The 12,459-nt window shown below is 58.1% G+C and carries 8 protein-coding genes; 1 reads left to right on the top strand and 7 read right to left on the bottom strand.

The window, feature by feature from the left end:
• The first annotated feature begins 43 nt into the window (after positions 1-43).
• Entirely contained in the window at positions 44-340 is a 297-nt protein-coding gene (locus P8S54_RS03525) for a hypothetical protein (protein ID WP_281443260.1), read from the top strand.
• Here P8S54_RS03525 and P8S54_RS03520 read toward each other — a convergent pair.
• The 7 genes from P8S54_RS03520 to P8S54_RS03490 all read right to left on the bottom strand — a co-directional run bounded on the left by P8S54_RS03520 (position 337) and on the right by P8S54_RS03490 (position 12,380).
• Positions 337-786 (bottom strand): hypothetical protein, encoded by a 450-nt coding sequence (locus P8S54_RS03520; RefSeq protein WP_281443259.1) that lies wholly within the window; start codon positions 784-786, stop codon positions 337-339. The genes P8S54_RS03525 and P8S54_RS03520 overlap by 4 nt on opposite strands.
• 35 nt (positions 787-821) lie before the next feature.
• Positions 822-1,043, bottom strand: a complete 222-nt coding sequence (locus P8S54_RS03515; protein WP_281443258.1) for a hypothetical protein — start codon at positions 1,041-1,043, stop codon at positions 822-824.
• Positions 1,040-3,277, bottom strand: coding sequence for an RHS repeat-associated core domain-containing protein (locus tag P8S54_RS03510; RefSeq protein ID WP_281443257.1), 2,238 nt, complete (start codon positions 3,275-3,277; stop codon positions 1,040-1,042). The genes P8S54_RS03515 and P8S54_RS03510 overlap by 4 nt, the downstream gene beginning before the upstream one ends.
• Positions 3,278-3,487: 210 nt before the next feature.
• A complete protein-coding gene (locus P8S54_RS03505) occupies positions 3,488-5,140 on the bottom strand; it encodes an RHS repeat-associated core domain-containing protein (RefSeq protein ID WP_281443256.1) in 1,653 nt (550 codons plus the stop codon).
• Between the two features lie 73 nt (positions 5,141-5,213).
• Complete coding sequence (locus tag P8S54_RS03500; protein ID WP_281443255.1) at positions 5,214-5,507, bottom strand: hypothetical protein; 294 nt, start codon at positions 5,505-5,507, stop codon at positions 5,214-5,216.
• Positions 5,497-8,409, bottom strand: coding sequence for an RHS repeat-associated core domain-containing protein (locus tag P8S54_RS03495; protein ID WP_281443254.1), 2,913 nt, complete (start codon positions 8,407-8,409; stop codon positions 5,497-5,499). Before P8S54_RS03495 ends, P8S54_RS03500 begins: the two co-directional genes overlap by 11 nt.
• A gap of 194 nt (positions 8,410-8,603) precedes the next feature.
• Positions 8,604-12,380 (bottom strand): RHS repeat-associated core domain-containing protein, encoded by a 3,777-nt coding sequence (locus P8S54_RS03490; RefSeq protein ID WP_281444056.1) that lies wholly within the window; start codon positions 12,378-12,380, stop codon positions 8,604-8,606.
• Between the last annotated feature and the right edge of the window lie 79 nt (positions 12,381-12,459).

Raw genomic sequence — 12,459 nt, 5'->3', positions numbered from 1 at the left:
TTGTAGCCGCTTTCTTCGTCGTGCCATTGGCCTTGGAAGCGTATTGGCTGAGTGGTGCTGCCACGCAAGCGAGTTAGGCCACACCCGCGAAGCCACTTACCGTTACGACGGGCTAGGCCGCCGCATCAGTAAAACCGTGCGCCACACCGATGGCACCACCGCCACCACCCACTACGGCTGGGACGGAGACCGCATCGTGCAGGAAGGCACCGACAACCAAGGCTCCACGGTAGTGTATGAGCCGGGTAGTTTTGTGCCCATGCTTCGCATTGATGAATCCCAACAAGGCCACGTCCTCAGCGCCTCGTCACCGATGCCCTGGGTACGCCAATGCAGTTAGTCACTCCTAACGGCGAAACGAAATGGCAAGCCCAACCCGGCGACTGGGACGCCATACCCTAGGGCGTTGGTGGCGCTGGCCAAGTAGCCGTTTCGGTCGTAAGCGTACCCGGTACGCTGCTGGGAGCAGTCGATCTGGGCGGTGTCATGGCCCAGGGCGTTCCTCTCGCGCTGGTGGGTAGCCCCCACCGCATCGGTGACGGTGGTAGGGCGGTCGGGTAACTGTTCATTCTCATAAGCGAAGGCAGTGGTGCCTTCCGGGCCGGTGACGTCCAGCGGCTGGCCGCGCTCGTTGCGTGTGATCTGCCAGCGCTGATTCTCAGGGCCTTCGATACTCACCGGTTGACCCAGAGCATCCCGCTCAATGGCCCAGCGGGTGCCGTCCGGGCCAGTCTGCGCAATCACTTGCCCGTACTCATCCCGCTCGATCAGAGCCTTGTGACCCAATTTGCCTCTACCAACGACCAGTATAGAAAGAATTATTACTTCCTTCTAACGCCAAGAAAAATACAGGCAAGTCCAAAAGTGAACCAGATGAGGGCGTAAAAGATTTTTAAATTATCGTCATAAATTATGCCACCTCTAGGAAGCTTACCTGTTGCAGAGGTATCAATCCCAACTAAAATGAATAAAAGTCCAGCAGCCAAGAAGCCGAAATTAGATTTTTTAAGCTTATTCCAAACCAAAAAGGCTATTTTGTTCATCTTAAGGCCTCTTTAGGGCTGAAAAAGTAGTCTATTGCAGCACCTGTTATTCCTTCGATATTCGGGCTAGGGCTAGTTCCACCCACAGCGCTATCGATGAAGTCTAAAGCCGCACCTTGCACACCTGGATTAGCTATTCCGACTGCTGCACTCGGCGATACAGTCGCCACACTGCACATAGCACGCAGGCTAAGCTGATTTGCACTTGCTGCTAAAGTGCTACTGGCTCCTGCCGCGATTTTTGCTGCACCCGGTGCAGTTGCACCTACCATGGGAGCCCCTAATGCGGCTGATGCCGCAGGCAGTGTAATATTATTACGTGTTGCCCCCTGATGCCCAAGTGCTTCAGCGTATTGTGGATCTTTCGCAAAGGCTGACATGTGGGATGGGAATAGTGCACCAATAATACCGGGCCGATAGTTACTGCCAGTTAATACCTCGCCGGCAGGCGCTGCTGGGGGAGGTGGCGTGGTTGCTCCATTTGCTAGCGCCTGTGAGCCATACGCTGCACTAATACTGCCCATGGCTGATTGAAACAACCCCAGTGGATCCACCATCCCCGTTGGATTCGTCACATACCCATACAAGTTCGTACCGCCATTAAGGCCGATAGGATCCTGGCTAATATACCGCCCCTGCTGCGGGTCATAATAACGGTGGCGGTTGTAGTAAAGCCCTGACTCTTCGTCGTGCCATTGCCCCTGGAACCGGATCGGTTGGGTGACGTTGCGCACGGCGCGTTGATTTTTGACCGCCGCCCAGTCATCAGGCTCGGCGAGCCAGCGGGGTTGGCCGTTGGGGGTGACCAACTGCATGGGAGTGCCCAGAGCGTCGGTGATATAGGCGCTGGCTAATTGACTCTGTTGAGTATCGTCAATACGCAGCATGGGCACAAAACTGCCGGGCTCGTAGACCACGGTAGTGCGCTGGTTGTCGGTTTCTTCCCTGACGATGCGATCACCGTCCCAGCCGTAGTGGGTGGTGGCGGTGGTGCCGTTGGTGTGGCGTACGGTTTTGCTGATCCGACGGCCTAAGCCGTCGTAACGGTAGGTGGCTTCGCGGGTGTAGCCTAACTCACTGGCGTGGATCAAGTGCACTAAGCGATTGGCGCCGTCGTAGCCCAGGGTTAAGCGTTCGCCGTTGGGTTGTTGGCGTTCGATCAGGTTGCCTGCGCCGTCGTAGCGGTAGCGGGTGCCGTTGAGTTGACCTAGGCGGTTATCGGATAGCGCTTGTTGGCCGTCTAACCGATTGCCCGCTGCGTCTACTGAGTAGCGGTGGGCATTGTCGCCGTGCTGGCTGCCGATCAAACGCCCAGCGGCGTCGTAGCTGTAGGCAATCACCTTGGAGGCGGGATCACCTTCCAGGCTGCGGAAGCTCATCCGACCCAGAGCGTCGTATTGATAGCTCTGCTGGCTGGTGGTGTCCGGGCTGCGAAGGGTGAGGTGATCTAGCTGGCCGAGGTTAGTGTAACCCCGCTCCAGTATTAATGGTTGGTTATGCTCATTGGCGCTGGTACTGAGACGGCGCTGGGTCTCCCTGTGCAGAGCATCGGGTTCCAGGGCGATCTCAAGATCCAAGCCCGGTGCACTCATGCCGTGTAGGTGGCCGCTGCCGTAGGTGTGCCAGTTGAGCGCCGGTAGCTCGCCGAACTGGCTGGCCTGGGGCGCGCCGGCGGCGGTGAGGCGATGCTGGTGTTGCCACTGCCAGCCGCTACCGGTATGTTGCTGCTGTTCGCCGATCAACCGCTGGGCGTGGTCGTAGCTGAAGGTGACTTCGCCGTGGTCATTGGTGACGCTGACCAGTTGCCCATTGCTGCCCCACTGGCACTGCTCCGTGCTGGCCGGGGCGTGTTCAGTGGCGGGTAGGTGCCGAGCGGTAAGACGACCGGCTTCGTCATAGTCGTAACGAGTGACCAGCGGCTGGCCGTCGGGGCCGGGTCGGTTGGCTTCAATGCGCTCGATCAGTCGCCCAGCCGCATCGTAGCGGTACTGCTGCTCGCGGCCATCGGGGCCGGTCTCGCTGGCTAAGCGGTCCATCTCATCGTAAGCAAAACGGTAGACAGCGCCGTTGCCCAGGGTCAGCTCGCTCAAGCGGCCAATGTCATCGTAAGCGGTAAACTGCTGGCTGCCGTCGGCCTCGATGCGCTGCACCGGGCGGCCGTGGTTATCAAAGAAGAACTGCTGCCTAAACCCTTGGGGGCCTTCCAGCTCTACCAAACGCCCAAGGGCATCCACATGGTGGTGCCAGGTCTTATTTTTTGATAATTTTTATTCCACTTCTTATTAGTAACCATGCGCCGAAAGTGATCACAGCCGAAGCGGGGATTATTCTTTCGTCTCCTAATTGCATGTTCTTTATTTCGCCGGTCACTAATATGTATATGCCAAATGTAATAAGAGCAATGCTTGTTAGAGTATTTAAAGCGTTTTGCTTAAAGTTTTGACTCACTTTCCCCACTCCTCAGGGCTAAATACAGTGCCCATAATATAGCCAACAATGCCAGATCTATTTGGTGAAGGAGGGCCTGGTAATGAGCTGTCTAAAATATCCAAAGCTACTTCTTGAACCGCCGGATTGGCTATTCCGACAGCCGCACCCGGCGATACAGTCGCAACGCTGCACATAGCACGCAGGCTAAGCTGATTTGCACTTGCTGCTAAAGCGCTACTGGCTCCTGCCGCGATTTTTGCTGCACCGGGTGCAGCTGCACCTACCATTGGGGCTCCTAAGGCGCCTGATGCCGCAGGAAGTGTGATATCACTACGTGTCGCCCCCTGATATCTCAGCGCTCTTCCATGATTTGCATCTTTAGCAAGTGCCGACATTCTTGTTGGGAAAATCGAAGCAATGATCCCTGGATTGTAATCTCCACCTGTTAGTACTTGGCCGCCTTGATCTGGCAAGGGAGCTGGTGCAGCGTGTGCTAACGCTTGTGAGCCATACGCTGCACTAATACTGCCCATGTCTGATTGAAACAACCCTAGCGGATCCACCATCCCCGTCGGATTCGTCACATACCCATACAGGTTCGTGCCGCCATTGAGCCCAATCGGATCCTGACTAATATAACGCCCCTGCTGCGGGTCATAATAGCGATGGCGGTTGTAGTAAAGCTCACTTTCTTCGTCATGCCACTGGCCCTGGAACCGGATCGGTTGGGTAACGTTGCGTACGGCGCGTTGATTTTTGACCGCCGCCCAGTCGTCGGGTTCGGCGAGCCAGCGGGGTTGGCCGTTGGGAGTGACCAGTTGCATGGGCGTGCCCAGGGCGTCTGTGATATAGGCGCTGAGGATTTGGCCTTGCTGGGTGTCGTCGATACGCAGCATGGGCACAAAGCTGCCCGGCTCGTAGACCACCGTGGTGCGCTGGTTCTCGGTTTCTTCCCTAACGATGCGATCACCGTCCCAGCCGTAGTGGGTGGTGGCGGTGGTGCCGTTGGTGTGGCGTACGGTTTTACTGATGCGCCTTCCCAGGCCGTCGTAGCGGTAGGTGGCTTCGCGGGTGTAGCCTAATTCGCTGGCGTGGATCAGGTGCACTAAGCGGTTGGCGCCGTCGTAACCAAGCGTTAGGCGTTCGCCGTTGGGCTGTTGGCGTTCGATCAGGTTGCCAGCGCCGTCGTAACGATAGCGGGTGCCGTTGAGTTGAGCCAGCTGGTTGGTGGTGTTCGGCGTTGGGTTCTCTGTTGATGGTGCCGCTAACCGATTACCTGCCGCATCCACGCTGTAGCGGTGAGCATTATCGCCGTGCTGGCTGCCGATCAAACGTCCGGCGGCGTCGTAGCTGTAGGCGATCACTTTTTCTGCGGGATCACCTTGCAGGCTACGAAAGCTCAACCGCCCCAGGGCGTCGTATTGATAAGCTTGCTGGCTGGTGGTGTCCGGGCTGCGTAGCGTGAGGTGATCCAGCTGGCCTAGATTGGTGTGCCCGCGCTCCAGCACCAGCGGCTGATTGTGCGCATTGGATCCGGTGCTGAGGCGGCGCTGGGTCTCCCGGTGCAGGGCATCGGGTTCCAGGGCGATCTCTAGATCCAGGCCAGGGGCGCTCATACCGTGCAGGTGGCCGCTGCCGTAGGTGCGCCTGGAGTTAAGGTGCATCATGGTGAAAACCACGTCACCGCCAAGGCAACACTACGTGCTTACCTTAGCGGGTGTTTAGAAGAGATTTATTTTGTCAGAAAGTCCTAAAAAAGCTGAAAAAACCCCATAGCCAGAAGCAAATAAAAACGATAAACATAATAGTTCTCCAAATGTCATCTTTGCCTTTTTTCATCGGCAGCCCACCATAATTCAGCATATCCCACCCAAACAGATAGGCAATAATGTAATAACTAAAAAACAATCCAAAGAAAAAGTTGACAGCAAAGCTAAACAAATCTGTGGCAACTAGACCTATGTCTCTCACCATTATCAGAGCTAGCAATATCCAAAGAGCTATGCCAAACCATAGTTTTTTGTTATTCAGCATTTGAACACTCCTGTTCACTAGCAATATGGTTATCTTTATTTCCCCAGAACTGTGTTTTAAACCCTGCAGCAACACCAATAGCGTTACTGACTCCATCAGTTACTATTTCGGCCCGTTTAAAAATATGACCTGTTGTTTCGGATGCAATCGTTGGTGCAATGTCTGCCGCAGCTTGCCGTCCGTTACCATCGACGGCTTCTATGCCTGCCGCATAAATACTTGCACCCAGTGAGACTGGGCCACATGAAGATGTCAGCGGCGGTGCTAGCGAGCAAACAGCTGCTACATTGCTAACCGTTGTAGCAGTTTCTTTACTTGGAAGAACTGCTTGATGAACAAATTGCATAAACATCTTGGGCACATTGCGGATAGGGTGAACGTCACGATCAATTTTATAGCGCCAAGGAGTCTCTCCTTCTAACCCCAGCGGATCCACCATCCCCGTCGGATTGGTCACATACCCATACAAGTTCGTCCCGCCATTGAGCCCAATCGGATCCTGGCTGATATACCTACCTTGCTGTGGGTCATAGTACCGATGACGGTTGTAGTAAAGCCCGCTCTCTTCGTCGTGCCATTGGCCCTGGAAGCGGATCGGTTGTGGCGTGTTGCCGCGCTCGTTTCTGACGGCGGCCCAGTCGTCGGGTTGGGCTTGCCAGCGGGTGGTGCCGTTGGGGGTGACCAACTGCATGGGCGTGCCCAGGGCGTCGGTGATATAGGCGCTGACTAATTGCCCCTGTTGGGTATCATCGATTCTGAGCATGGGCACAAAACTGCCTGGCTCATACACTACAGTAGTGCGCTGATTCTCGGTTTCTTCCCGCACGATGCGATCACTATCCCAACCGTAGTGGGTGGTGGCGGTGGTACCGTTGATGTGGCGCACGGTTTTGCTGATCCGGCGGCCCAGGCCGTCGTAGCGGTAGGTGGCTTCGCGGGTGTAGCCCAGTTCGCTGGCGTGAGTGAGATGCACCAAGCGGTTGGCGCCGTCATAGCCCAGAGTTAAGCGTTCGCCGTTGGGCTGTTGGCGTTCGATCAGGTTACCGGCACCGTCGTAGCGGTAGCGCGCCCCGTTAAGCTGAGTGAGGCGGTTATCCGTCAGCCCTTGCTGCTTGTCGACACCCTGCTCTAAGCGATTACCCGCTGCGTCCACTGAGTAACGGTGGGCATTATCGCCGTGCTGGCTGCCGATCAAACGCCCAGCGGCGTCGTAGCTGTAGGCGATCACTTTTTCTGCGGGATCACCTTGCAGGCTGCGGAAGTTCATCCGGCCCAGGGCATCGTATTGATAGCTCTGCTGGCTGGTGGTGTCCGGGCTGCGCAGGGTGAGGTGATCCAGCTGGCCGAGGTTGGTGTAACCTCGCTCCAACATTAATGGCTGGTTATGCGCATTGGCGCTGGTACTGAGACGGCGCTGGGTCTCCCGGTGCAGGGCATCGGGTTCCAGGGCGACCTCAAGATCCAAGCCCGGTGCACTCATGCCGTGCAGGTGGCCGCTACCGTAGGTGTGCCAGTGGAGCGCCGGTAGGTCGCCGAACTGGCTGGCCTTGGGGGCACCTGTCGCCGTCAGGCTATGCTGGTGTTGCCAGCTCCAACCGTTGCCGCCTTCTAATCCGGTATGTTGCTGCTGTTCGCCAATTAACCGCTGGGCGTGGTCGTAGCTAAAGGCCACCTCGCCATGATCGTTGGTGACGCTGAGTAGCTGACCATTCGTCCCCCATTGGTACTGCTCCGTGCTGGCCGGGGCGTGGTCAGTGGCGGGTAGGTGCCGGGCGGTGAGGCGACCGGCTTCGTCATAGTCGTAACGGGTGACCAGCGGCTGGCCGTCAGGGCCTGGGCGGTTGGCTTCGATACGTTCGATCAGTCGTCCGGCCGCATCGTAGCGGTACTGCTGCTCGCGGCCATCGGGGCCGGTCTCGCTGGCTAAGCGATCCATGTCGTCATAAGCAAAACGATACACCGCGCCGTTGCCCAGGGTTAGCTCGCTGAGGCGGCCAATGTCGTCGTAGGCGGTAAACTGTTGGCTACCATCGGCCTCGATGCGCTGCACCGGGCGGCCGTGGTCATCAAAGAAGAACTGCTGCCTAAACCCTTGGGGGCCTTCCAGCTCTACCAAACGCCCAAGGGTATCCATATGGTGGTGCCAGTAGAGTCCGTCGGGGAGCTGGGTGGCGATGCGGCGACCCATCTCGTCGTGCTGGGTGCGGGTGGTTTCCCCCAGAGCGTTGGTGACGCTGGCCAGATAACCGTGGCGGTCGTAGGCGTACTCGGTACGCTGTTGTGAACAGTCGATTTGGGCGGTGACCTGGCCCAGGGCGTTCCACTCCCGCTGGTGGGTAGCACCCACCGCATCGGTGATAGTGGTAGGGCGGTTGGGCAGGTCGGCATTGTCATAGGCGAAGGTGGTGGTGCCTTCCGGCCCGGTGACCTCCAGCGGGTGGCCGCGCTCATTGCGTGTGATCTGCCAGCGCTGATTCTCAGGGCCTTCAATGTTGATCGGCTGACCGAGAGCATCGCGCTCAATGGCCCAGCGGGTGCCGTCCGGGCCAGTTTGTGCGATCACCTGGCCGTGGTCATCCCGCTCAATCAGCGTCTCGTGTCCCAGCGGATCGACGGTGGCGATCTTGCGCCCAGCACGGTCATAGAGGAACTCAATGCGCGAGCCGTCGGCGCGGGTGTGGGCCGACCAGCGGCGGCCGGGGCCGCTGCCCACAAAGTGGTAGCGCTCCTCTCGGTCCAGGCTGTCGGTGACCAGGGTATGATCCACCTGGTAGCTGTACGTCCGCGCCAAACCACCGGCTTCTTGCTGGCCCATCACCCGGCCATCCGGGGCGTGGCGATCCCAGGTGTAGTGGGCTTCCATGCCACCGGGTGCCCGGTGGGTATATGATCTGATTGGCACAGCTTATTTTTTCTTTCTTACAGCGCTATAAATACAAACAGCGCTGAATATCATTATGGCGATTCCAATAAGTTCATGATGGCTGCCAAAGTCATAAACTACAGACTTTAATCTTTGTATTGGCGAGATAAAAACCTTTAAACCAAAAAAGACACCAGCTGCTCCGCCTATCAAAAAAAGGAAATTGTCCGATTTCATTTGGCAGGCAACCCCTCTTTAGCAAGCTCCCCCTCTACTACCCCACCAATAAATTGCATAATATTTTGGGGCGCTCCAGGATCGAAAAATCCGTTTGTGAAATCAATAGCTCTTTGCTGAACTACTGGGTTAGCCATTCCTACAGCTGCACCCGGCGATACGGTCGCAACGCTGCACATAGCACGCAGGCTAAGTTGATTTGCACTTGCTGCTAAAGTGCTACTGGCTCCTGCCGCGATTTTTGCTGCACCGGGTGCAGCTGCACCTACCATTGGTGCTCCTAAGGCGCCTGATGCCGCAGGAAGTGTGATATCACTACGTGTCGCCCCCTTATATCTCAGCGCTCTTCCATGATTTGCATCTTTAGCAAGTGCCGACATTCTTGTTGGGAAAATCGAAGCAATGATCCCTGGATTGTAATCTCCACCTGTTAGTACTTGGCCGCCTTGATCTGGCAAGGGAGCTGGTGCAGCGTGTGCTAACGCTTGTGAGCCATACGCTGCACCGATACTGCCCATGGCTGATTGAAACAGCCCCAACGGATCCACCATCCCCGTCGGATTGGTTACATAGCCATACAAGTTTGTACCCCCATTGAGACCGATGGGATCCTGGCTAATATACCGCCCCTGCTGCGGGTCGTAATAACGGTGACGGTTGTAGTAAAGCCCGCTCTCTTCGTCGTGCCATTGGCCCTGGAACCGGATCGGTTGGGTGACGTTGCGTACGGCGCGTTGGTTTTTGACGGCTGCCCAGTCGTCGGGTTCGGCCAGCCAACGGGGTTGGCCGTTGGGGGTAACTAACTGCATCGGGGTGCCCAGGGCATCGGTGATATAGGCGCTGACTAATTGCCCCTGTTGGGTATCATCGATTCTGAGCATGGGCACAAAACTGCCTGGCTCATACACTACAGTAGTGCGCTGATTCTCGGTTTCTTCCCGCACGATGCGATCACTATCCCAACCGTAGTGGGTGGTGGCGGTGGTACCGTTGATGTGGCGCACGGTTTTGCTGATCCGGCGGCCCAGGCCGTCGTAGCGGTAGGTGGCTTCGCGGGTGTAGCCCAGTTCGCTGGCGTGAGTGAGATGCACCAAGCGGTTGGCGCCGTCATAGCCCAGAGTTAAGCGTTCGCCGTTGGGCTGTTGGCGTTCGATCAGGTTACCGGCACCGTCGTAGCGGTAGCGCGCCCCATTGAGTTGGGTGAGGCGGTTATCCGTCAGCCCTTGCTGCTTGTCGACACCCTGCTCTAAGCGATTACCCGCCGCGTCCACGCTGTAGCGGTGGGCATTATCGCCGTGCTGGCTGCCGATTAAGCGCCCGGCGGCGTCGTAGCTGTAAGCAATCACTTTTTCTGCTGGATCACCTTGCAGGCTGCGGAAGTTCATCCGGCCCAGGGCATCGTATTGATAGCTCTGCTGGCTGGTGGTGTCCGGGCTGCGCAGGGTGAGGTGATCCAGCTGGCCGAGGTTGGTGTAACCTCGCTCCAACATTAATGGCTGGTTATGCGCATTGGCGCTGGTACTGAGACGGCGCTGGGTCTCCCGGTGCAGGGCATCGGGTTCCAGGGCGACCTCAAGATCCAAGCCCGGTGCACTCATGCCGTGCAGGTGGCCGCTACCGTAGGTGTGCCAGTGGAGCGCCGGTAGGTCGCCGAACTGGCTGGCCTTGGGGGCACCTGTCGCCGTCAGGCTATGCTGGTGTTGCCAGCTCCAACCGTTGCCGCCTTCTAATCCGGTATGTTGCTGCTGTTCGCCAATTAACCGCTGGGCGTGGTCGTAGCTAAAGGCCACCTCGCCATGATCGTTGGTGACGCTGAGTAGCTGACCATTCGTCCCCCATTGGTACTGCTCCGTGCTGGCCGGGGCGTGGTCAGTGGCGGGTAGGTGCCGGGCGGTGAGGCGACCGGCTTCGTCATAGTCGTAACGGGTGACCAGCGGCTGGCCGTCAGGGCCTGTTCGGTTGGCTTCAATGCGTTCGATCAGACGCCCGGCGTCATCGTAGCGGTACTGCTGCTCGCGGCCATCGGGGCCGGTCTCGCGGGCTAAGCGATCCATGTCGTCATAGGCAAAGCGGTAGACGGCGCCGTTGCCCAGGGTCAGCTCGTTAAGGCGACCGGTCTCATCATAGGCGGTAAACTGCTGGCTGCCGTCGGCCTCGATGCGCTGTACTGGGCGGCCATGGTCATCAAAGAAGAACTGCTGCCTAAACCCTTGGGGGCCTTCCAGCTCCACCAAGCGCCCAAGAGAGTCTACATGGTGGTGCCAGTAGAGCCCGTCGGGGAGCTGGGTGGCGATGCGTCGGCCCATCTCGTCGTGCTGGGTGCGGGTGGTTTCCCCTAGGGCGTTGGTGATGCTGGCCAGATAACCGTGGCGGTCGTAGGCGTACTCGGTACGCTGTTGTGAACAGTCGATTTGGGCGGTCATCTGGCCCAGGGCGTTCCACTCCCGCTGGTGAGTAGCCCCCACCGCATCGGTGACGGTGGTAGGGCGGTCGGGTAACTGTTCATTCTCATAGGCGAAGGCAGTGGTGCCTTCCGGCCCGGTGACCTCCAGCGGGTGGCCGAGCTTGTTACGTGTGATCTGCCAGCGCTGATTCTCAGGGCCTTCAATGTTGATCGGCTGACCGAGAGCATCGCGCTCCATCGCCCAGCGGGTGTCGTCTGGGCCGGTCTGGGCAATCACTTGCCCATGCTCATCCCGTTCGATCAATGTCTCATGACCCAACGGATCCACCGTCGCTACCTTGAGACCCGCACGGTCATAGCGGAACTCGATCCGCGAACCGTCGGCGCGGGTGTGGGCCGTCCAGCGGCGGCCGGGGCCGCTGCCTACAAAGTGGTAGCGCTCCTCCCGGCCCAGGCTATCGGTGACCAGGGTGTGATCCACATGATAGGTATAAGAGCGCGCCAGGCCACCGGCTTCCTGCTGGCCAACCACCCGGCCATCCGGGGCGTGGCGATCCCAGGTGTAGTGGGCTTCCATGCCACCGGGTACCCGGTGGGCGGTGAGCATATGGTCTTGCCACTCAAACTCGCGCACTACCTCTCCATGACGGTGGCGCACTGCAATCAAATCCCCCACCGGGCTATAGGAGTAGCGCACTAACCACTCGTCTGCTGCTTCGCCGTCGTGTTCTTGCACCAGCTTAACGCCGGTTAAGCGTTGGCCGGCATCGTCGGGCTGGGCGGGCAATATACGGTCGTAAACCAACTGGTAGTGGCGCTGGGCGCTGTCGATTACCCCCACCAACAGCTCCCCTTCCCAGCAGTACTGGGTGGCATAGCCATTGCGGTCGCGCTCTTCGGTTAAGGGCCAGCGACCGGAATCAGCAGCGGCGCTTTCTGTCGCAGAAGCGGCATTAGCAGCGAAGATATAATACAAGCCGCTGGCATCGCTTAACACGATACGCTCAGGATCACTGCGCAGCGTTTCGTCTAACGCTTGCCAGCGAGGCGCGTTACTCGCTTCATCGCCTGAGTTGCCCCCGCGACGAATCCATAGCTGCTCGGTGGGCGAGAAGCGTACCTGACCGGGAGCCAGTGGGCCAAAGGTAATCTGGCGGCCCTGGGCGTCGTGGATGATGCAGGCGTTGTCGTTCAGAGTAATGGCAAGGCTCTGACCTGGGAGCGACCAGCCCTGTCCCAGTGCGCCCACCTCACCGTTGCTGGAGAGATAGCCACGGCTAAACACAAAGGGTCGTGGTGCCGGTAGCGCAAAGTCGGTTTCCGCGGGCAGCAGCTTGGCGCCCAGCAGTGGGTTGACGGGGCTACCCACCGCAGGCTCACAGGCACTGCAATCATCGGCCAGACCATCGGTAATATCGATATCGTCCAGTGCTAACGGCGTGGCGGCG

The sequence above is a fragment of the Halomonas sp. M1 genome, from assembly GCF_029581375.1.
Lineage (GTDB): Bacteria > Pseudomonadota > Gammaproteobacteria > Pseudomonadales > Halomonadaceae > Vreelandella.
Note: the sequence above shows the minus strand (reverse complement) of the source record. Positions and strands in the feature narration are given on the sequence as shown.